The sequence below is a fragment of the Nonomuraea sp. NPDC049158 genome (assembly GCF_040648335.1).
Classification (GTDB): domain Bacteria; phylum Actinomycetota; class Actinomycetes; order Streptosporangiales; family Streptosporangiaceae; genus Nonomuraea.
Genome location: NZ_JBEZDM010000028.1, coordinates 56,939 through 77,187 on the forward strand (window position 1 = coordinate 56,939; position 20,249 = coordinate 77,187).

Here is a 20,249-nt window from a genome sequence, read left to right on the forward strand (position 1 = left end):
TCACCACGTGACGGGGAGTTCGGCGACGCCTTCGGTGATCCGGCCCTCGTTGCGGCGGAGCTGATCGAGCGGCACGGCCACGCGCAGGTCTGGGAAGCGCTGGTAGAGGCGGCTGAACACGCCTTCGAGCTCGACCCTGGCCAGGCTGGCGCCGATGCAGTAGCGCGGGCCGTACCCGAAGCTCAGGTGCGGGTCCAGGGACTTCCGGCCGACGTCGAAGGTGTCGGGGTCGGGGTAGATCCGCTCGTCCCTGTTGGCGGCGCCGGGCATGATCAGCACGGCCTCGCCCCTGCGGATCGTGACCCCGCCGATCTCGATGTCGCCGTGGGCGTAGCGGGGCAGGCCGTGCAGGCTGGGCGAGGCCATGCGCAGGATCTCCTCGACGGCGGCGGGCGCCCGTCCGGGATCGGCCTTGAGCAGCGCGAGCTGGTCGGGATTGGCCTCCAGGAACAGCACGCCGTAGTCGATGCGGTTCACCGTGGTCTCGTGCCCGGCGAACAGCAGCCCGCCGGCCAGCTGCGCCACCCTGCCGTCGTCGTCCAGCACCCCGGCCAGATCCGACAGGACGTCCTCGCCGGGCTCGTGCCGCTTGCGCTCGATGAGCCCGGCCATGTACGCGCCCAGCTCCTCGCGCGCCGCCATGCCCTTGGCCTCGTTCGCGACGTCGCCCATCCGGCTGGAGACGCCGCTGAAGTAGGCCCGGTCCTCGAAGGGGACGCCGAGCAGCTGGCAGATGACCAGCACGGGCAGCGGGAAGGACAGCTCGGCGTGCAGGTCGGCGGGCGGCGTCAGAGTCGCCAAATGGTCCAGCCGCTCGTCCACCAGGGTGCCCACGTGGTCGCTGAGCGCCTTCATCCGGCGGGCGGAGAACGACGGCATGAACAGCCGGCGCATCCGCTCGTTGTCGGCCTTCTCGGTCGCGCTGTCGCCCTGGGGACCGCCGAGCAGCGCGGAACCGGAGACGCGGGCCGCCTTCTCCGGCTCCGGATGCGAGCGCCCGAGCCGAGAGTCGGCGAACAGCTTGCGGGCATCCTCGTAGCCGCTGACCAGCCAGATCTCGTCACCCACCCGGGTCCGCACCCGGGTGATGCCCTTGTCGGCCCGCAGCTCTCGATAGGCCGCGGGGACCTCTAAGGCGTCCTGTCGTGCGAAAGGTATGACAGGTAAGTCACTCATAGTAGTTTCCTAATGGCTCGCGCCGTCTCGGCCCAGACCTTGGGGAAGTCCGCGTGCGCTCGCTCCGCCGTGCCCCGCTCGAGGCCGATGAGCAGGCCGTACGTGAAGGTGTCCTCACCCGCCTGCCGCGCGGCCTCCGCCTCCTTGGCCAGCGTCTCCTGCGCCACCACGCCGTCCTGATGGGTGCCGAGCACCTCCTGTACGGCCGCGGCGTGCTTGGCCAGCTTGACCATGCTCTTGCCGAGCGTGGGCTGGAGGGCCTCGGCGGTGTAACGGGCGCGTTTGGCCGCCTTGCGGACGTCGTGCATGGCGAGCTCGCGGCGTTCGAGATCCGAGATCGCCTGGGCGGTGTCGTAGATCTTGGCCACCCGGTCCCAGTTCTCGGCGGCCACGTCACTGAGCTTGTCGTGCGCCGGCTCCGCCGCGGCCTTGGTCAGCTTCGGGTTGGCCGTCAACGTGTCGAGGGCGTTGAGCAGCGCGTAGTAGCGCTCGCCGCTGAGGGTGTCCTTGATGTGCTCGTACGCCTCCAGCTCGCGGGCGTGCAGGTCGTCGCCGAGCCTGGCCAGGATGCGGCCGGTGACCAGCTCGGGGGCCAGCGCCGCCAGCTCGCGGGCGAACCTGGCCCTGATCACCTCCAGGTCACGCGCCTCGCCGAGCACGGTGGCCAGCCAGCGCAACTCGTCCTGGATCCGCTTCGTGCCGGTGATGATGCCGCCGAACGCCCTCAGCGCGCTCCGCAACCGCCGGGAGGCGACGCGCATCTGGTGGACGGCGTCATGTTCCGCTCGCCGTACGCGGGGATCTTGTGAGAGGAGGGCCGTCACCTGGCCTGCCAGGTAGTCCATGACGGTCTGGCCGGCGGAGCCGTCCTTCGTGGGAGCCTGGGCGAGAGGTGGTGGTTCGAGGAGCCTGGCGAGCTTGCTGGCCGACTCCGACGGGGTGGCGCCGGCCTTTCTGAGCCGTTTGCCGACCTTGGCGAGCAGGGCTTGGTCGCCTTCCAGCAACTCCGCCTCGACCTCGCGCCACCGCACGACCCGCGGCCCGCCTTCTGATTCTTCGGCATCGAAGACCGTGCCCTTGACGCGGTCGTCGGCGACCTCGACGAGCCCGGTCGGGCCGTCGTGCAGCAGCGTGACGGTCCGGCGGGTGTCGAGCTCGGCCACCACCTGGAGCTCCGCGCCGCGGGTGTAGGCGCGGACGAGCTCGGCCAGCTCGGCGGGCACCATCTTCGTGCTCCGGGTGAGCGGATGGGTGATCTCCTGGCGTACGCCCTTGGCCTTGGGCAGCTTCAGATGCCAGCCGGCGTCGTCACCGCCGCGTCTTCGCCGGAGCGTGATGCCCCGGGTGGCCAGCCGCAGATCGGGCGTGTCGTAGTAGAGCGCCACGAGCTGGTAACTCTTCGGGCCCGAGATCTCTGCCAGCTTGCTCAGGTCGGGTATCGCATAGTCGGAGGGAACGTCGAACTTGTCCTCGATTTCGATGCCCACAGCACCTCACAGCCTTGGCCGATTTGGACAATCATGCCACCGCTGGACGAACTTCACACGCCTTGGAGGAGCTCGATTCTGTTCCCCACGGGGTCCATGAGGTAGATCCGGCGGTAGCCGGGGAGGAGATCTTCGGGTGGTTCTGTGCTGAAGGCGCCGAGGTCGTCCACCAGGAACGCCGGGTGCGCCTTCCTGGCGGGCCGAAAGTCGTCCTCGATGCCGAGATGCACCTCCACGCCCCGGCCACGAAACCAGACACCACCACGTTTGTCCAGCTCAGGCGGCTTTGACACCTCTTGGAGCCCGAGGACGCCGCCGTAGAACTCCCTCAGCAGCGGCTCGCTCCCCGCGGGCGCCGCGAGCTGGACGTGATGCAGGCCGATGATCATTCCGTACCCCTACCTAGGTGATCACTTCTGGGCCACCACGAAGACGCGCCGGAACGGGAACGGCGTGCCGTACGGCCTGGCCGGATAGACCTCGTCGAGCCGCCGCCCCAGCTCGGCCGTGAACTTCTTCTGCTCGTCGGGGTCCAGCCGGTCGAAGACCGGGCGCAGGGCGGTGCCGGAGATCCAGTTCAGTACCGCGTTGTCGCCGTTGTCGCTCTGGAGGAGATGGACGTACGTCGTCTCCCAGGCGTCGACCCGGCAGCCGCTCAGGAAGTCGACGTAGTCGATGGGGTCGTCCACCGGAAGGCCCCGGTTGAGGTCACCGAGCCGATCGGACCACTCGGGCGCGGCGCAGAGTTCGCGGATCGCCACGTGGCTGGGTGCGCTGAAGTTGCCGGGCACCTGGAAGGCCAGCCACCCGCCGGGGCTCAGCGCGTCGATCCAGTGCTCCAGCACGTCACGGTGCGCGGGCACCCATTGCAGGACGGCGTTGGAGACCAGGACGTCCACCGGCCGGTCGGGCCGCCACGTCGTGACATCGGCGACCGTGAACCGCTGCTGCTGGTGCTGGCGAGCCTTGGTGATCATGGCCGGGGAGGCGTCGAAGCCCTCCACGGTAGCCTGGGGCCAGCGGCGGGCGAGTTCGAGGGTGAGTTCGCCGGTGCCACAGCCGGCGTCCACGACATAATCAGGGCTGTCGGCACCGATTCTGGCGGTCAGCTCGAAGAACGGGCGTGCTCGCTCGTCGGCGTACCTGGCGTATATGGTGGGATCCCAGATATCTCTCGACATAGAGATAATTGATATCGAGATATGTATCTCGATGTCAAGACAGTACAATCTGACCATGACGCAGGATGCGCTCCCCCCGACCTGGCGATCTCGTGGCAAGGCGGTGGCATGAACGAGGAGCCGCAGGACGAGGTCGACCGGCTGGTGGCGGCCTGGCGGTCAGAGCGTCCGGACCTCGACGTCGAGCCCCTTCAGGTGCTGTCGCGGGTGTCGCGGCTGGCCAAGCATCTCGACCGGGCCAGGCGGGCGGCGTTCGCCGAGCACGCTCTCGAGCCCTGGGAGTTCGACGTGCTGACGGCGCTGCGGCGCGCGGGCAAGCCGTACGAGCTGAGTCCGGGAGCCCTGATCCGGGCCACCCTGGTCACGTCGGGCACGATGACGAACCGCATCGACCGGCTCGCCCAGGCGGGCCTGGTGCGACGCCGGCCGGATCCGGAGGATCGGCGCGGGGTGCTGGTGTCGCTGACGGAGAGCGGGCTGGCGCGGGTGGACGCGGCGTTCGCCGGGCTGCTGCGGCGCGAGCACGACCTCCTCGCCGGCCTGCCCCTGACCAACCAACGCACCCTCTCCGCCCTGCTCCGCACCCTCCTCGCCCCGTTCGACTCCTGACCCCGGCTTCTGAGTCAGGCGGTCAGTCGCTCAGGCGGTCGGCGAGTTCGAGCCATTCGGCCTCGACTGTGTCCTTCTGGTCGAGGATGTCCCTGAGCTGGGTGTCCAGGGAGCCCAGTTTGGCGTAGTCGCTGGCCGCGTCCGCCATCGCGGCGTGGAGCTTGGCCTCCTGGTCGCCCAGCCGGTCGAGCTGGCGTTCGAGGCGATTGAGCTCCTTGCGCAGCTCGCGTTCTTCCTTGGCCGACATGCCCTCCTGAGGGGCTGCGGGCTGGACCGGCGCGGGAGCCGACGACTGGGGTGAGGTCGTTCGGGCGGTCAGGGCGGTGCCTTGAGCCCGGCGGGCCAGGTATTCGTCCACCCCTCCCGGAAGGAAGGAGAACTTGCCGTTGCCCAAGAGCGCCACACACTTGTCCGTGACGCGTTCGAGGAAGTAGCGGTCGTGGCTCACCAGGATGAGGGTGCCGGGCCAGCCGTCGAGAAGGTCTTCGAGCTCGTTCAGCGTCTCGATGTCGAGATCGTTGGTCGGCTCGTCGAGCAGCAGCACGTTGGGGTCGTCCATGAGGAGCCTGAGCAGTTGCAGCCGCCGCCGCTCGCCACCCGACAGGTCGCCGACGACCTTCCACTGCGCCTCGCCCTTGAAGCCCAGCCGTTCGAGCAGCTGGGAGGCGGACCACTCCTTCTTGCCGACCTGGATGTACTTGCGGATCTCCTCGACCGTCTCCAGCACCCGGCGGGTGGGGTCGAGCTCGGCCAGCTCCTGCGACAGGTGCGCCAGGCGGACCGTCTTGCCCCTGATCATCCGGCCCGAGTCCTGCTGGACCGTGTCGGCGAGCAGCCGGAGCACGGACGACTTGCCCGAGCCGTTGACGCCGATCAGCCCGACCCGGTCGCCCGGCCCGAACTGCCAGGTGCAGTCGTCGAGCACCAGCGGCCCGCTACCGGGGCCACCGGCGTGCAGGGTGACGTCTTCGAGGTCGTAGACGGTCTTACCGAGCCGGACCGCCGCGAACCTCAGCAGCTCCACGCTCTCCCGCGCCGGCGGCTCGTCGGCGATCAGCGCCTGCGCGGCCTCGATCCGGAACTTCGGCTTCGATGTGCGGGCGGGTGGGCCGCGCCGCAGCCAGGCGATCTCCTTGCGCATCAGGTTCTGGCGGCGTTCCTCGGCGGCCTGGGCGATGCGCGCCCGCTCCGCCTTCGCGAGCACGTACGCGGCGTAACCGCCCTCATACCGCTCGACCCGCCCGTCCACGACCTCCCAGGTCCTGGTGGAGACCGCGTCGAGGAACCACCGGTCGTGCGTCACGACCACCAGCGCGCTCTTGCGTCCGGCCAGATGCCCGGCCAGCCAGGCGATGGCCTCGATGTCGAGATGGTTCGTCGGCTCGTCGAGCATGATCAGATCGTGCTCGTCGATGAGCAACTGGGCCAGCGCGGTGCGCCGCCGCTCGCCACCGGACAGATCCCCCGCCTTGGCGTCGAGATCGAGATCGCCGATGAGATTGCCGAGAATCTCGCGGACGCCCTGATCCCCCGCCCACTCGTGCTCAGCCTTCTCACCCAGCACGATCTCCCGGATGGGCATCGCCGGGTCGAGCGCGTCATGCTGCGACAGCACGCCCACCCGCAGCCCCCGGGTATGGGTGACCCGGCCGCTGTCCGGGCGTACCTCTGCCGCGATCACCGACAGCAGTGTGGTCTTGCCGCCGCCGTTACGTCCGACGACACCTATGCGCTCGCCGACCTCGACCCCGAGGGAGACGTCGTTGAGCAGCGGTTTGGGCCCGTAGGCATGGGAAACAGACTCGAGATTTACCAGATTCATGGCCCTACCAGGGTATCGGCCTCAAAGGCGCTGTGGTGACGACACCAGGCCCACCGCCAGTCCGGCGCAGCACCCGAAACCATCCCTATCGCGCTGATTTCGCCGTGCCCGCCCGAGACCGGCCCGACGCACGCACCGATAACGCGGCGCTCAGGTCAACAGCCGAGATGCCGTCTCAGATCGCGGTTGCGCTGTCGCAGAGGCCCGTACCCACCGGCACCGCCGTGCTCGGGCTGCGAGAGGCGCTCTCCGGCTGGTTCGGCACACCCTTGAACACAACAGTGCCGCTGATCGATCGGCTCTCCTGATCAGCTGACTCTCCTGATCGGTCGACTCTCCTGATCAGCTGACTTTCTTGGTCGGCTGACCGAACGTCGCCAGGAGCGCTCATCGCGTTGGCTGCCGAAAACCGCAACCGGCCACAAAGCCCCTCAACGCGCCCCCACATCAAGTCGTCGCCGCGCCCGCGCAGGACGCGGGGTCCGGGGATCCCGATAGCGGGGTCCGGGGATCCGGATATTCGAGCGCTACACCCTGCTCGCCAACGACCTGCTGGTCGTCGGCGAGCGCGTCTTCGTACCGCTGGCGCGTTCGGCCCGGCGCACTTGGGCCGAGCAGGCTGTCAGGAGGCATCAATGGCCGCTACGAGGGATGGCCAGGGCCGAGCGGCAGAGAAACTACACCGTTCTGCGAGACGCCATCTGGCGCCGCGCGGCGCAGGCAGCCACTCTCGCCTTTGGCTCCCGACCTCAGAAGGTCAATCCCACCAGCCCGTGACCAGCCCCGTGACCAGCAGCGGACCTACACCCGCCGCACCTAGGGGCTGGAGGAGGAAGCTCTGAGCGTCCTGGCCATCGAGATCGAGCTGATCAACGAACCGCCCGGCCCAACGATGGCCCGTCGCCGTGGCCACTCACCGCCTGTGCTCCCCGCGCACGCGGGGATGGCGTCAGACCACCACGGCGCCTGGGACTGAGCCGTGAGCGGGGATGGCGGTGCGGGTGATGCCGGACGTGGTGAGGGCGGCGGCCATGCGGTCGGCGTGGGCGGCGTCGGTCGCGAGGAAGGCGCAGGTCGGACCGGAGCCGGAGACGATCGCGCCGAGCGCGCCGTGCTGGCGACCGGCTTCGAGGGTGCCGGCCAGCTGAGGGCGGAGTGTCAGGGCGGCGGGCTGGAGGTCGTTGGTGAGGTACGCGCCCAGCTTGCGGGCGTCCCCGGCGCGGAGTGCCTCCAGCAGCGGGTCGCTCAGCTGCGGCCAGGGGATCTCCGCACCGGTCGCGGCACGGAGCCGGTCGCACTCGGCGTAGACGGCGGCCGTCGACAGCCCACCCTCCGCCACCGCGAACACCCAGTGAAACCGGCCGCCGGTCGGCAGCTCGCTGAGCTGCTCACCCCGCCCGATCCCCACCGCCGTACCCCCGAGCAGGGAGAAGGGCACGTCACTACCCAGGTCGCCGGCGATCTCCATGAGGTCGTCGAACGGCAGGCCAAGCCCCCACAACTCGTTGCACGCCACCAGAGCTCCCGCCGCGTCCGCACTCCCCCCGGCCATGCCACCGGCCACGGGAATGGCCTTGTGGATCACCAGCGCCGCGCCATAGGTGCGGCCCGCGTGCTTGGCCAGGGCTCTCGCGGCCTGGATCGCCAGGTTCTCGTTATCGATCGGGACCCGGTCCGCCCAGGTGCCCCCCACCGTGACGGTGATCGACTCGGACTCGTTGGCGACCACTTCGTCGAAGATCGATACGGCGTGGAAGACGTTGACCAGGTCGTGATAGCCGTCTTCCCGAAGCGGTCCGACGGATAGCTGCACGTTGACCTTCGCGGGCACCCGTACGGTAACCGAACTCATCGATCTTCTGTCACTTTCGTCGGTTGGCGGGGTTGCGGACTGTTCTCGAGCTTGTTGAGGACTCTCGAGCCTATAGTGGCTCGCTTCCAGGTCACGTGATTCTCCGCAGAAGTGGTGGCGCCTGTACGGGACCGATCCAACACGCGTACCCGAGGGGCGGTGACGCATGCCTATCTGCACTTTTACTGGTTGGGCGCTCGGGTGTCATTTACTTGCCCCGCCCTCCCCCGCCCTGCCCCGCTCTGCCCCGCAGGCCGCCCCTACCCCGCCCTGCCCCGTCTCGTCGCGGTTGAGGCAGCAGGCTCGCCCATCTGAGACATCCGCGTGCCGTCTGATCTTGCTGCGGCCATCGATCGCATAGGGCGGTGCAGGCATCGATCGCATAGGGCAGTGCAGGCGCCGGCGATGATTCGAGGGCGCCGGCAGGAGGCTATCGCCAGGAATACGCGATGGCGTTCGAGTAGATCAGTGGACGCCAGCCCCTACCCAATGCGGACTTTTCATCTTCGAAGCATGTGATCAAGAGCAATCGGCATGGACGTCGGATTACGCGATATATCTTGACGCGATCGTGAAGACAAGTAATATCTCGACTAGGTCGACGAGTTCTTAGGAGGCGTCAATGCATGTCGCGATCATTGGAGGCGGTCTCGCGGGGCCATGCCTGGCCCACGGGTTGCAACGGGCCGGATTCCAGGTGACCTTGCATGAGCGCGACCCGGAGCCGGCCAGAGGGCAGGGCTATCGCATCCACATCGCATCGGAGGGCAACCGCGCCCTCCACGACTGCCTGCCTGAGCACCTTCACCGCCTGGTGCTGGCCACGGCGGGAACACCCGGGTCGGGCGTGACGATCTTCGCCGGCGATCTCACTGTCATCAACAGGTTCGTGGTCAACGACCCGGCGGCCGAGCTCACTCCGGACAGCGGCATCAGCGTCGACCGGCTCACCTTGCGCACGATCCTGTTAGCCGAGCTGGAGAAGGTGACCCGGTTCGGGAGCGAGTTCACCGGGTTTGAGGTGCTTCCCGGCGACCGGGTCAGGGCGCGCTTCGCAGACGGCGCCGTACAGGAGGCTGACCTGCTGGTCGCCGCCGACGGGTCCATGTCGCGGGTCCGGCGCCAGCTGCTCCCGCACGCCCGGGTCGTGGACCTCGGCATGCGGCTGATCTTCGGCAAGACCCCGCTGACCGGCGAGGTGGCGGCGATCACCCCTGCCGAGTCCCTGGACGGGTTTTCCACCGTCGTCGGCTCCGGCGGCCGGTTCATGCCCCTGGCCGGGCACCAGTTTCGGCGCGACCCACGCGAGGCCGCCGCTGAAGTCCGGTCCGGCCTGGAGTTCACCGACACCCGCGACTACGTGATGTGGGTGCTCGGCACACCCGACGACGTGTCGGCGCTGGACGGCGCCGGCTTGCGTGACGCCGCCCGCGAACGCGTCGCCGACTGGCACCCCCACCTCGGGGAAATCATCCGGCGTGCGGACCCAGCCACGGTCCGCACCGCGTCCATGCGGACGTCGGAGCCGGTGAAGCCGTGGCCGAGCGGCCCGGTGACGCTGGTCGGGGACGCCATCCACTGCATGGTGCCGGCCGGGATCGGCGCTGCGGTGGCCCTGCGCGACGCCGCCCTGCTCACCCGCCGACTCACCGATGCCCGCGACCGCGGGCTGCCGCTCGTGGAGGCCGTACACGCCTACGAGGCGGAGATGCTCCAGTACGGCTTTGAGGCCGTGGCCGCCGCCGCCAAGCAAGCCGGCCTGACGACGGCCTGAGAGACGCCGCGATCGCCCGGTTCTCGGCCTCGACTAGTGCGGTGATCACGAGGGTCCGCCGAGTGTTTCGTCACACGACCGTCTCGATCTTTGTAACGGTCCGTGGTGGCTGGGGTCCTTTCGGAGGCATGCCTTCTTCGGGAGAGGAAGAAAACGGCCCATCGTGGCAGGGGACCAATCGGAGAGATCCGCCCATCGGGCAAGAGAGAAGACACGATCCGTCCTGGCAGAGGCCCTCTCGAAGAGACCCGCCCAATGGGCGACGGGGAGGACACCATCCGCCGTAGCAGAGGCCATCTCAAAGAGACCCGCCCAACGGGCAAGACAGAAGACACCATCCGCCGTAGCAGGAGTTTCTGTGGAGGGACACCCCCCTATGGGGGAGAGGAAGAACAGATACTCGGCGAACGTTCGTGGACCCCGCACTGGCGCGGCGACGTCCTGCCACTCTGGCGAGAGCACGTCTCTGACGGGAGCACGTCTGTGACGAGAGCACGTCGCGAAGCGCGCGTGGCAAGATCGGGTTAACGTGGCGCCCTCTGGAGGAGATCGACATTGTCGGTGCGCCCAGACACCACCTTCAATCATGGCGCTGGCGGAAACGTTCTTTGAGAAGGAGGACGCGTGGCAGTGGCACGAGTTCTGGTGGTCGGTCTCGATCCCGCCAAGATCCAGGGCTGGGACCCGGAGCCGGTCCAGGCCGCGTTGGCGCGCGGTCAGGCCCGTTTCGACGAGCTCGATATCGAGGCCGACTGGTGCCTGTTGGCACTTGACGACAACCCCGAAGGAGCGATCGTGGAGGCGCTGACCCGCAAAGACTACGTCTGCGTGGTGATCGGAGGCGGCATCCGCAAGCACGAGCCGTTGCTCGAATTCTTCGAGAAGGCGATCAACCTGGTCCGGCAGCACGCGCCCGACGCAGCCATCGCCTTCAACAGCAGCCCCGAGGACTGCGCCGACGCAGCTCTGCGGTGGCTGCGCTAGCCGAGCAGGGCGTGCGAAAAGTCAGCGGTCTGGAGGCAAGCCAACCTCGCCGACGCCGTGCTCCGCGTCCTGCCCGACTCAGGCACCCACCGCCGCACCGTCGACGTGGCCTACTGATCAGCGCGGGCGGCTGAGGGCGGCCTCGGCCAGATCCGTCCATTTCTCGGCCGAGGAGTGGGGCACGACCACCCAGTCCTTCATCGCCCTGCCCTGCCCCGAGGGGTCGAACAGGGACGCCCCGGCCAGCTGGAGCGCGGCTGCGTGTTCGGGGGTGTCCCTGACCAGCCGGAACACCATCGCGCCGTCGCGCTGCAGGCTCGCGAACACCTTCCCCGCCTGATCTTTGAGCGCGGGACTCCCCATCATCCTGGAGATCTGCACACCCAGGTCGGCCAGTTCGGCGCCGACCTGCTTGAAATCCTCTTCGGCGCTCATCGTCAGTCGGTCCCAAACTCCATGTCGGCGTGGTCGAGCAGCTCGTCGTGGTCGGGGCCCTTCCCGCGTGACGCGATCGCCTCGGCCCCACCTACCGACAGCACGGCGATCAGGCTAGTGGCTCGACTTGGACGATGCGCTGCATCAGGGGAAAATACAGCTCTTTGAGAGAAAGAGGGCGTTTTGTCGGAAGTGACGGTTGTTGAGGTGCCGCAGTGGCGGGGGTCGGGGTCTGCTACGGCCGAGCGGCTTCGGGAGGGGGCCCGGTTGGTGGCCGGGATGGTGCCTGCGAGACGGCGGCTGCGTGTTCAAGTCGATGATGATCTGGTTATCACGGCTTCTCGGGTGCGGGCGGTGATGTCGCAGGTGGGCGAGGGGCTCATGGTCACCGCTGGAGGTGATTGCGGGGTCGAGTTGGAGCCGGTGGCGGCGGCTCGGCGGAAGTACGGGGATCGGCTGGTGGTCGTCTGGTTCGATGCTCACGGGGATCTCAATACGCCGGCTGACTCACCGTCTGGAGCGTTTCACGGGATGGTGCTGCGGGCCCTCACCGGTGAAGGGCCGGCGGGGCTGGTGCCCGAGGAACTGGTCCGCCCATGGCAGATCGTGCTCGCCGGAGTGCGGGATCTCGATCCGGCCGAGGGTGCGTTCGTTGAGGCGAGCGGGGTGTGTCACCTGGGCATGCCTAACTCCGCGACGCTGGTCGATGCGATCGCTTCAGCTGGTTTCGATCGAGGGCGGGGCGGCTTTCCGAGTGGTTTCGATCGGGGGTTGGGTGGTTTTCCGAAGGAGCGCGGACTCGAGGAGAAGGTCGTCTACCTACATATCGATCTTGATGTGCTGGATCCGGAGGTGTTCGCGAGCGTGGGGACGCCGGCCCCGGGTGGGATGCGACCTGATGGGTTGCTTGGACTGGTCAGCGCGGTGGCGGAGCGGTTCGACGTAGTGGGGCTGGGGATCGTGGAGTATGAGCCGGGCAGGCCGGAGGATCAAGAGTTGCTCGCGCCTCTGGTCGAGAGGTTGGTCAAAGTCTGCGCTCGCGCTTGAGGAGCCGGGCCGCACCCGGTGAATGGGGGGATGGGATACGGCCCGGGAATGAGGGCTGGTCCTTGTGAGGTGGTGAGGGCCCCCGTGAGGTGGTGAGCCTCGTGATGTGAGGGCCCTCGTGAGGTGGTGAGAGCCTGGGTGGCTTGGGGTGCTGTCGGCTCTCAGCTCTCAGCTCTCAGCCCTTGGCGCTCGGCTGGCGGCTGGCGGCTGGCGGCTGGCGGCTGGCGGGGTCAGCCTGGGCGTACGGCGCCTCGGTAGAGGGGGCGATAGTAGGTGGAGGTTAGGAACGGGGTTCTTCTGACCACGTCGCCGGTTTTGGGGGCGTGGATCATTACGCCGCCGCCGAGGTTGAGGCCGACGTGGGTGGGGTCGCCGGTGCCGCCGCCGAAGAAGACCAGGTCGCCCTTGCGCAGCTCGCCGATTGTGACTCTGCGGCCCTGGCGGAACTGGGTGCCTGTGTAGTGGCCGAGCCTTATGCCAGCTTTGGACCAGGCGTAGAGGGTCAGGCCGCTGCAGTCGAAGCCCTTGGTGTGGGCTCCCCTGCCTACGCCTGTGGTGGGGCCTGACGGCGTACCGCCGCCCCACGAGAACCGGGTGCCCAACTGGTCGATCGCCGCTTCCGCCGCGATGTCGCCCTTGGTCCGGGGGTTGGTGGGTCTTGGCTTGGGCGGAGTGTCTCGGGAGTCTCCAGGGTCGTGGGAGTCTCCAGGGTCTCCGGGCTCTTCGGGGTCTCGGGAGTCTCGGGGGGTCTTGGTCGGGGGATTGGGGGCGGGGCAGGCTTCTGGGGGCAGGGGGATGAGGACGTAGATGGGCTGCTGGTCCGTGCCACCGGAATGGGCCGCGCCATCAGGAGGCATGGTCAAGAGCGTTCCTGGCGGGATGTCTTGGGGGAGCCTCGTCTTGCGTCCGTCGCTCACGGGGCTTGTCTCGTGTCCGTCGCTCATGGAGCTTGTCTCGCGTACGCCATACACGGGGCTCGTCTCGCTTCCCCCGAACACGGAACTTGCCTCGCGTCCATCGCTCACGGGGCTTGTCTCGCGTCCATCGCTCACGGAGCTCGTCTCGCGTACGCCGCTCACGGGTTTGGTGGGTAGGGCGATCAGGTGGAAGCACTGGGTGGTCGGTGGCTTGAGTGAGGTCGCGCTGGCGCTCGCGGCTGCAACCGTGTTGGGGAATGCGAGGAGGGCTGCGAGGGTGCCTCCTCCGACCGCGAGCCCCGTAAGAGCAGGGCGGACGGTAAGGGCGGGGCGAGGGTTCAGGGCGGGACGGGTGGCCGGGCTGGAGCGGATGTTCAGGCCCTGGCGAGAGCTCAGGGCGGGGCGAGGGTTCACAGCGGGGCGCGTGGCCAGGCTGAAGCGAGTGCCCAGGCCAGAGCGGGGAGACAGGACAGAGCGGGGAGACAGGACAGAGCGGGGAGACAGGACAGAGCGGGGAGACAAGGCGAAGCGGGGGGTCAGGCCGAAGCGGGGGGTCGGGGCGGAACGGGGGGTCATGTGGGCCTCCTGCGGTGTGCGGAACGGAGGCCCCAGGATCTTGCGGTCGGGCGGGGAGGCGGGGAGCCGAGCGGGGTTCTGTGGATATCCGGAGTTGCGGAGGCGGCCCTCTGTGGATAACCGGGGTTGCCGGGGATGGCTTTCGTGGCTTCCAGGCCCCGAAGCCCGATCCCCTAAGCATGCGGATCCACTCGGGCACAGGTCTCCTCGGGCGCGGACCCCCTCGGGCCCGGGTCCCCTCGGGCGCGGACCCCCTCAAGCGCGGACCCCCTCAAGCGCGGATCCCCTCAAGCCCGCCAATCGCCTGAGGCTTGCGGGCCATGCGCGCTCGGTCTACGAGGGCTTGGCCTCGGCGATTCGGGCGAAGGCTGTCACGTCGAGTTGCTCGCCTCGCGCCGACGGATCCACCCCGGCTGCCCGCAAGGCGGCTTCGGCCTGGGCGGGGCTGCCGGCCCAGGATGCCAGCGCGGCGCGCAACGTCTTGCGGCGCTGTGCGAATGCGGCGTCGATCACCGCGAACACCTCCTCGCGCGTGGCGGAGGTCTCGGGTGGGTCTCGGCGGGCCATGGAGACGAGGCCGGAATCAACGTTTGGCGCGGGCCAGAACACCGTCCGCCCTACCGGGCCTGCTCGCCGTACGTCCGCGTACCAGGCGGCCTTCACCGACGGCACTCCGTACACCTTCGAGCCGGGGCCGGCCGCGAGGCGGTCGGCCACTTCCGATTGGACCATCACGAGGCCCTTGCGCAGTGACGGCAGCACCTGCAGAAGGTGCAGGACGACCGGCACCGCGACGTTGTACGGGAGGTTCGCGACCAGGGCGGTGGGCGTGTGGCCCAGCAGGTCGGTGGAGGTGATGCGCATGGCGTCGGCCTCCACGACCGTGAGCTTGTCGCTGAGGCCGCGGCCCGCGACGGTCAACGGGAGCTGGCTCGCGAGTACGGGGTCGATCTCGACGGCCACCACGTGCTGGGCCTCGGGGAGCAGCGCGAGAGTGAGTGAGCCGAGGCCGGGGCCCACCTCTATGACCACGTCATCTGGGGCCAGTGAGGCCACTCTGACGATGCGCCGCACGGTTCCCGCGTCGATCACGAAGTTTTGGCCTAGCTTTTTCGTCGGACGAAGATTTAGCTTATCCGCCAAAATACGTATTTCTGCAGGGCCCAACAGGCTCATCATCCAACCAGTCTCCCGCATCGAAGAACCTGCGATGGCGGATGGGGGCACCACAGGGGAGGATGGGCGTGGAACAAGAAGGGACGTCCTTGATGGAGCCAACGGGCGCCGCGCCGCTCCGCCCGACGGATCTGCGGGAAATCGGCCCGTACCGGCTGCTCGGCCGACTCGGCGAGGGCGGCATGGGTACGGTGTTCCTGGCCAGGGCACCGACGGGGCGGTTTGTCGCGGTCAAGGTGGTGAAGGCGGAGTTCGCCAACCAGCAAGGGTTCGCGGACCGCTTTCATGCCGAGGTGGAGAACGCGCGACGGGTGGCATCGTTCTGTACGGCTCAGGTGCTGGACAACGGCAACACCGGTGACAGCCGCCCGTACATGGTGACCGAGTACATCGGCGGCACCCCGTTGTCGGACCAGATCGCCAAGTACGGCGCGCTGGACCCGGGGCCGCTGCACGGCGTCGCGCTGGGAGTCGCGGCGGCGCTGGCGGCGATCCACGTCGCCGGGCTGGTGCACAGGGATCTCAAACCGGCCAATGTCATCTTGTCGCTGTCCGGGCCGCGAGTGATCGACTTCGGCATCGCCAGGGCGCTCGACAGAGAGACCGGGTTCACCATGTCCGGTGAGCTGCTGGGCAGTCCGGGCTGGTGGGCGCCCGAGCAGGTGCGGGGGGAAGCGGTCACTCCCGCCGTCGACATCTTCGCCTGGGGCTGCCTGATCGCGTACGCCGGTAATGGGCGCCACCCGTTCGGGCGCGGCGACCCCATCACGCTCGCGACGCGCGTACTGAACACGCCGCCGGACCTGGGCGCTCTGCCCGCGCCGCTCGATGAGCTGGTCCGGCGGGCTACCGACATGGATCCGGCTCAGCGGCCCACGGCCCAGGACCTGCTGATCGCCCTGGTCGGAGGCGCCGCGCCCGCACCCGCGGCGGCGGCATCGGCGACGGCGGCGGTCGATCCGCCGACCCTGGTGGCTCCTGGGCTGCTCGATGACTGGGAGCCGCCGCAGAATGTGGTGAACGAGCCCGATATCACCGCTACGTTCGCCACGCCGCCGCCCAGCGACGCGACGGCCAAGGGACCGGCCGTGGCCACCGACCCGTCCCGGGCGAAATCTCGGCCGGAGTCCCAGCCGGGATCTCGACCGGCGTCCCAGTCGGGGCCACAGCCAGCGTCCCAGTCGGGGCCACAGCCGGGATCACAGTCGGCGTCGCAGCCTGGGTCACAGCCTGGGTCACAGAGGCAGCAGGCGCCTCAGCCGCAGCAGGCGTTCCGGGAGCAGTCCTCGCCAGGTCAGGTACAGCCCGATCTGCAGGAGCTGGCTCGCCGAGAGGAGCAGGCGGCTCGCGAGGAGCTGGCGCGCTGGGAGGTGCCCACCCCTCAGCAGCCGACCGCCAAGAAAGCCACGCTCAAGAAGCCGACGCTCAAGAAGCCGAGCGCCAAAAAGGAGCAAGCCCGCTTAGCCGAGCAAGCGGACCAGCCGGACCAGGCCCAGGCCCAGGCCGTGGCCCAGGTCCAGGTCCGTCAGGACGAGCCGAACATCCAGGCTCTCCAGACGAACCCGGGGCTCCAGGCAGAGGTGCTGTCCACGGACGACACCCAGGCCCCCGCCCCCGGGCGGTCCCTGAGCACCCGCTGGCTCATCGCGGCCGCCGCGGCCGTGGCGGCCATCGCCGTCACCTTCGCCGTCCTCATCGTGACCTCCAGCCGCAACAGCACGCCGCCCGCCCAGTCGCCGACCCAGGCGGCGTCCGCCTCGGCGCGGCCCAACGACCTCGGTCACCGGTTCGCCCTCGGCAAGTCCTTCGACGATCCGCAGCTCATCATCGCCGCGGCCCCGCAGTGCGGCCTGAAGGAGTACGAGGGCAAGACGCAGACTCTGGGCCAGCTGTGCGTGGTCCGCTGGACGATGCTGAACCCCGGAGGCGAGCGCCAGGAGATCGGCGACCCGATCGTCTCGCTGCTCGACGACAAGGGCGGGCGCCACGACCCGGTGGAGGCCGCGTTCCCGGCGGCGATCACCGCGGGTGACCGCATCGACAACGCGTTCGTGTTCGACCTGCCGCTGTACCGCAAACCGGTACAACTCACCGCGACCAGGCTCAAAAACGGTAACCAGATCGAGGTCCGGTTGTGAAGACGATCGGTGCGGCGCTCCTGGCGCTGGCCCTTCTCATCGGCGGCATGAGCACCGCGGCGACGGCCGCTGCCAAGAAGGCCGCGTGCTCGGGTACGAGCGACTTCGACGGCGACGGTCTGGACGACGTGGCGGTCGGCGATCCGTTCGCCGACGACGGCAAGGGCGCGGTGTACATCCTCTCCGGGGACAAGGTGATCCCCGTGCCGGTACCCGCCGTCGAGGGCGACGCGCTCGGCTGGTCGGTGACGCTGGCCAAGATCGACCCCGGCAACGCCTGCGCCGACCTGGTGGTGGGCACGCCCTACGCCGATGTGGACGGTGTCAGGGACGCGGGTGCGGTCTATGTCGTGTACGGCGGGAACAGCAAGGCTCCGGAACGCCTGACGGCTTCCGAACCGCAGCGCAACGCCCACTTCGGCTGGTCCTTGGCCGCCCGGGGCGACCTGGTGGCGATCGGCGCGCCGTACGAGGACCAGGCCCAGATCGCCGACGCGGGCTCCGTCTACGTACGCCAGGGTCTGGGGCGGTTGATCCGGATAAATCAGGACTCGGTGGAGGTGCCGGGCAACGGTGAGGTGGGCGACCAGTTCGGCTGGTCGGTGGCGGTCGGGCCGGGCAACAGCCTGCTCGTCGGCGTCCCGTACGAGAACGACGACGGCGCCGGCCGCCAGGTCGACCAGGGCAAGTCCGACTCGGGGGCCGCGGTCCGCATCGACAACGCGCTGGCGCCGAGGCTCTCGGGGGTCAAGCTCGACTCGCCCACCAAGGAGGCCGGAGACAGGTACGGCTACGCGGTGGCGTACGCCGAGGGGGCCGGGTTCGCAGTGACCGCGCCGGGCCACGGCTACGTCCAGCTCTACGACCAGGCCATGCGGCCGACGAGGCGGGTGGGGCAGGGCGCCGGGTTCGGCTTCTCGCTGGCCGCCTCGCCGGAGGGCCGGGTGGCCGTCGGCTCGCCCTATGAGGGAGCCGTACGGGTGCTGTCGTTCAAGAACGAGGCCGAGGACAAGAGGCTTCCGACGGCCGACAGCCTGTTCGGCTGGTCGCTGGCCTACAGCGGCAACAAGCTCTACATCGGCCAGCCCGACGCCGTCCCGGCCGGCAAGGTCCTGGTGCTGGCGCGCAACTCCGATGAGCTGCGGCCGCTCCAACCGCCCAAGGGGGCCGACTTCGGCACATCGATCGCCGGTTGACCCTCCCAGCGGGAAGCGGTCAGCCGAACAGCCGGGCCCCGCACTCCCGCCACTGCCCCTGCCACCGCCCGCCGACCAGCTGGTAGAGCAGCTGGGCCCGATAGGTCTGCTCCTCCGGCGGCCAGGTGTGCGGTAGCCCGGTGCCGCCGACGGCCGTCCACATGGCCTGGCTGAACCCGTACATCCCGTAATAGGGCCCGGCGGGGTTCATCGCCAGCGGATCGCCGTTCGACATGCACTGGGCCAGCGCCGGCCAGTCGAGCGCCGCCACGGCCGCCGGCACGACCGCGGTGTGCGGCGGCGCGGGCGGGCTGACCCTGATGACGGTCCCCTGCGCCGGGAAGCTGTCGAGCGGCGGTCGCACCCGGTAGCCGGGTCGCAGCGGGATGCGGCGTTGCCTGAGCACCTCGCGGACGGTCCGGCCGGTGGTCGTGGTGGCCATCCGCAGGCCGTCCGCCTCGACGTACACCTCACGCCGCGTGTACACCGAGAGCGACATCCCGGACAGCGGCACGTGCTTGGTCGGCGGGGCCGACAGCCGGCCGGCCGCCGGGCTGATGTCGAGCTCGGCCAGCGCGTCGCCCACGTTCGTGGCGGTCACCAGGCGGCGGGTGGTACGCCCGTCGAGGGTCAGCGTGATCGGGCGGGCGTGGCGTACCACGATCCGCGTCCCGTCGGCGATCTCCTCCTGCGCGGCCGGGCGTACGGAGTCGCCGGATCCCACAGAGACCCCGGCCTCACCGAGGAGCTCCCGCACCGAGCCGGCGAAGCTGCGCAGCGCCATCGGCTTGCCGTCGACGACCAGCACCACGCTCTTGACCAGCGTCGCGACGGTCCCGATGCCGCCCACGGCCACGACCGCGAGCAGGCAGACCACCGGTGTCCACGGTGATCGCCAGGCAATACGAGGGCGCGGGGCGCGCCTCTTTCCGCGCACGGACTACCTCCGGTAGTGGCTTCGGGCGGCACGACGTTAGTGGCGCCCGCGCCGCCGCCTCTACCGGTTCACGGAAAGATGGTCACCACTCTCCGAAGACCGTGACTCCATTGACGCTGATGGCCTCGCACAGCTCATCCGGATGGACCCCCTTGACCTCCGCGAGACAGCGCAGAGTGAGGGGGATGAGGTAGGGCGCGTTGGGCTTGCCCCGGTAGGGCACCGGCGGCAGGTAGGGCGCGTCGGTCTCGACCAGCATGAGCTCCGTCGGCGCCACCCGAGCCGCCTCGCGCAGGTAGGAGGCGTTCTTGTAGGTAACCGGCCCCGAAAAAGACATGAAATATCCGGCTTCGGCGCACTTTTTCGCCATTTCGGGGTCGCCCGAGAAGCTGTGGAACACCACCACCGGCGGCGCGCCCACCTCGGCCAGCACCCTCAGCACGTCGTCGTGCGCCTCACGGTCGTGGATGACCAGCGCCTTGCCGGTGCGCTTGGCGATCTCGATGTGCGCCCGGAAGCTCGCGTGCTGGTCCTCTTTGGCCGCCCAGTCGCGGTAGTAGTCGAGCCCGGTCTCCCCCACCGCCCGCACCTCGTCGCGCCCGGCCAGCGCCTCGATCTCGGCCAGCGTCTCGGGCGTGGCCGCGTGCGCCTCGTTGGGGTGGATGGCGACGCCGGCGTAGATCCCCTCGTGCTCCGCCGCCGCCTCGGCGTTCCAGCGGGAGGACGGCAGATCGTAGCCGATCGTGACGAGCCGGGTCACACCGACGGCCCGCGAGTCGTCGAGGATGCTCCATACGCTCGCCGAAGCCGCCTGCGCCGCCTGCGCCACGGGATCACCCGAGGACGCCTGCCGGTTGCCGACCATGATGTCGAGGTGGCAGTGACTGTCGAACACCGGTGCGGACAGCGGCTCGGGCGGGCTGGGAATCTTGCTCACGCCCT

At 69.1% G+C, this 20,249-nt stretch carries 17 protein-coding genes; 6 read left to right on the top strand and 11 right to left on the bottom strand.

Annotated features, from left to right (window positions below; translation table 11 throughout):
• Genes AB0B61_RS41485 through AB0B61_RS41500 form a run of 4 tightly spaced genes read right to left on the bottom strand, consistent with a single transcriptional unit; the run spans position 1 to position 3,844 of the window.
• Positions 1–1,176 carry a cytochrome P450 gene (locus tag AB0B61_RS41485; protein ID WP_358444430.1) on the bottom strand — a complete coding sequence of 392 codons (1,176 nt, stop codon included), beginning with the start codon at positions 1,174–1,176 and terminating at the stop codon, positions 1–3.
• Positions 1,173–2,663: a CYTH and CHAD domain-containing protein gene (locus AB0B61_RS41490; RefSeq protein ID WP_358444433.1), complete on the bottom strand. Its 1,491-nt coding sequence runs from the start codon at positions 2,661–2,663 to the stop codon at positions 1,173–1,175. The genes AB0B61_RS41485 and AB0B61_RS41490 overlap by 4 nt, the downstream gene beginning before the upstream one ends.
• 53 nt (positions 2,664–2,716) lie before the next feature.
• Positions 2,717–3,052, bottom strand: a complete 336-nt coding sequence (locus AB0B61_RS41495) for a glyoxalase (RefSeq protein WP_358444436.1) — start codon at positions 3,050–3,052, stop codon at positions 2,717–2,719.
• Positions 3,053–3,073: 21 nt separating this feature from the next.
• Positions 3,074–3,844 carry a trans-aconitate 2-methyltransferase gene (locus AB0B61_RS41500; protein WP_358444439.1) on the bottom strand — a complete coding sequence of 257 codons (771 nt, stop codon included), beginning with the start codon at positions 3,842–3,844 and terminating at the stop codon, positions 3,074–3,076.
• Between the two features lie 108 nt (positions 3,845–3,952).
• On the opposite strand from AB0B61_RS41500, the gene AB0B61_RS41505 reads away from it, so the two are divergent.
• Positions 3,953–4,453, top strand: coding sequence for a MarR family transcriptional regulator (locus tag AB0B61_RS41505; RefSeq protein WP_358444442.1), 501 nt, complete (start codon positions 3,953–3,955; stop codon positions 4,451–4,453).
• Between the two features lie 22 nt (positions 4,454–4,475).
• On the opposite strand, the gene AB0B61_RS41510 is transcribed toward AB0B61_RS41505, so the two are convergent.
• Together AB0B61_RS41510 and AB0B61_RS41515 are read right to left on the bottom strand one after the other, a co-directional pair.
• Entirely contained in the window at positions 4,476–6,275 is a 1,800-nt protein-coding gene (locus AB0B61_RS41510) for an ABC-F family ATP-binding cassette domain-containing protein (RefSeq protein WP_358444445.1), read from the bottom strand.
• Positions 6,276–7,224: 949 nt separating this feature from the next.
• Complete coding sequence (locus AB0B61_RS41515) at positions 7,225–8,127, bottom strand: 4-(cytidine 5'-diphospho)-2-C-methyl-D-erythritol kinase (protein WP_358444447.1); 903 nt, start codon at positions 8,125–8,127, stop codon at positions 7,225–7,227.
• A gap of 622 nt (positions 8,128–8,749) precedes the next feature.
• On the opposite strand from AB0B61_RS41515, the gene AB0B61_RS41520 reads away from it, so the two are divergent.
• On the top strand, positions 8,750–9,901 hold the full coding sequence (locus AB0B61_RS41520) for an NAD(P)/FAD-dependent oxidoreductase (protein WP_358444450.1): 1,152 nt from the start codon (positions 8,750–8,752) through the stop codon (positions 9,899–9,901).
• A gap of 624 nt (positions 9,902–10,525) precedes the next feature.
• The gene (locus AB0B61_RS41525) at positions 10,526–10,885 is read left to right on the top strand and encodes a hypothetical protein (RefSeq protein ID WP_358444453.1); all 360 of its coding nucleotides are present in this window, start codon (positions 10,526–10,528) and stop codon (positions 10,883–10,885) included.
• Positions 10,886–11,002: 117 nt separating this feature from the next.
• Here the strand turns inward: AB0B61_RS41525 and AB0B61_RS41530 are convergent, their stop codons facing one another.
• Positions 11,003–11,320 (bottom strand): hypothetical protein, encoded by a 318-nt coding sequence (locus AB0B61_RS41530; RefSeq protein WP_358444456.1) that lies wholly within the window; start codon positions 11,318–11,320, stop codon positions 11,003–11,005.
• 192 nt (positions 11,321–11,512) lie between these two features.
• Between AB0B61_RS41530 and AB0B61_RS41535 the strand changes: the two genes are divergently transcribed.
• Entirely contained in the window at positions 11,513–12,367 is an 855-nt protein-coding gene (locus AB0B61_RS41535; RefSeq protein ID WP_358444688.1) for an arginase family protein, read from the top strand.
• A gap of 230 nt (positions 12,368–12,597) precedes the next feature.
• Here the strand turns inward: AB0B61_RS41535 and AB0B61_RS41540 are convergent, their stop codons facing one another.
• Positions 12,598–13,224 (bottom strand): NlpC/P60 family protein, encoded by a 627-nt coding sequence (locus AB0B61_RS41540; RefSeq protein ID WP_358444459.1) that lies wholly within the window; start codon positions 13,222–13,224, stop codon positions 12,598–12,600.
• Positions 13,225–14,193: 969 nt separating this feature from the next.
• Positions 14,194–15,057, bottom strand: coding sequence for a 16S rRNA (adenine(1518)-N(6)/adenine(1519)-N(6))-dimethyltransferase RsmA (gene rsmA / locus AB0B61_RS41545; protein WP_358444690.1), 864 nt, complete (start codon positions 15,055–15,057; stop codon positions 14,194–14,196).
• 71 nt (positions 15,058–15,128) lie between these two features.
• Here rsmA and AB0B61_RS41550 point away from each other — a divergent pair, with 71 nt between their 5' ends.
• Together AB0B61_RS41550 and AB0B61_RS41555 are read left to right on the top strand one after the other, a co-directional pair.
• Positions 15,129–17,174, top strand: coding sequence for a protein kinase (locus AB0B61_RS41550; protein WP_358444692.1), 2,046 nt, complete (start codon positions 15,129–15,131; stop codon positions 17,172–17,174).
• Entirely contained in the window at positions 17,171–18,370 is a 1,200-nt protein-coding gene (locus tag AB0B61_RS41555) for a hypothetical protein (protein ID WP_358444461.1), read from the top strand. The genes AB0B61_RS41550 and AB0B61_RS41555 overlap by 4 nt, the downstream gene beginning before the upstream one ends.
• A 19-nt stretch (positions 18,371–18,389) precedes the next feature.
• Here AB0B61_RS41555 and AB0B61_RS41560 read toward each other — a convergent pair whose 3' ends face one another.
• The gene (locus AB0B61_RS41560) at positions 18,390–19,247 is read right to left on the bottom strand and encodes a ubiquitin-like domain-containing protein (protein WP_358444464.1); all 858 of its coding nucleotides are present in this window, start codon (positions 19,245–19,247) and stop codon (positions 18,390–18,392) included.
• 142 nt (positions 19,248–19,389) lie between these two features.
• Complete coding sequence (locus tag AB0B61_RS41565; protein ID WP_358444467.1) at positions 19,390–20,244, bottom strand: TatD family hydrolase; 855 nt, start codon at positions 20,242–20,244, stop codon at positions 19,390–19,392.
• Positions 20,245–20,249 lie beyond the last annotated feature (5 nt).

Excerpts from the sequence above, each read along its gene's own strand:
- AB0B61_RS41540 (WP_358444459.1), bottom strand. The coding sequence starts at position 13,224 with ATGCCTCCTGATGGCGCGGCCCATTCCGGTGGCACGGACCAGCAGCCC.
- AB0B61_RS41550 (WP_358444692.1), top strand. The coding sequence starts at position 15,129 with ATGGAGCCAACGGGCGCCGCGCCGCTCCGCCCGACGGATCTGCGGGAA.
- AB0B61_RS41495 (WP_358444436.1), bottom strand. The coding sequence starts at position 3,052 with ATGATCATCGGCCTGCATCACGTCCAGCTCGCGGCGCCCGCGGGGAGC.
- AB0B61_RS41515 (WP_358444447.1), bottom strand. The coding sequence starts at position 8,127 with ATGAGTTCGGTTACCGTACGGGTGCCCGCGAAGGTCAACGTGCAGCTA.
- AB0B61_RS41510 (WP_358444445.1), bottom strand. The coding sequence starts at position 6,275 with ATGAATCTGGTAAATCTCGAGTCTGTTTCCCATGCCTACGGGCCCAAA.
- AB0B61_RS41520 (WP_358444450.1), top strand. The coding sequence starts at position 8,750 with ATGCATGTCGCGATCATTGGAGGCGGTCTCGCGGGGCCATGCCTGGCC.
- AB0B61_RS41500 (WP_358444439.1), bottom strand. The coding sequence starts at position 3,844 with ATGTCGAGAGATATCTGGGATCCCACCATATACGCCAGGTACGCCGAC.
- AB0B61_RS41530 (WP_358444456.1), bottom strand. The coding sequence starts at position 11,320 with ATGAGCGCCGAAGAGGATTTCAAGCAGGTCGGCGCCGAACTGGCCGAC.
- AB0B61_RS41485 (WP_358444430.1), bottom strand. The coding sequence starts at position 1,176 with ATGAGTGACTTACCTGTCATACCTTTCGCACGACAGGACGCCTTAGAG.
- AB0B61_RS41505 (WP_358444442.1), top strand. The coding sequence starts at position 3,953 with ATGAACGAGGAGCCGCAGGACGAGGTCGACCGGCTGGTGGCGGCCTGG.
- rsmA (WP_358444690.1), bottom strand. The coding sequence starts at position 15,057 with ATGCGGGAGACTGGTTGGATGATGAGCCTGTTGGGCCCTGCAGAAATA.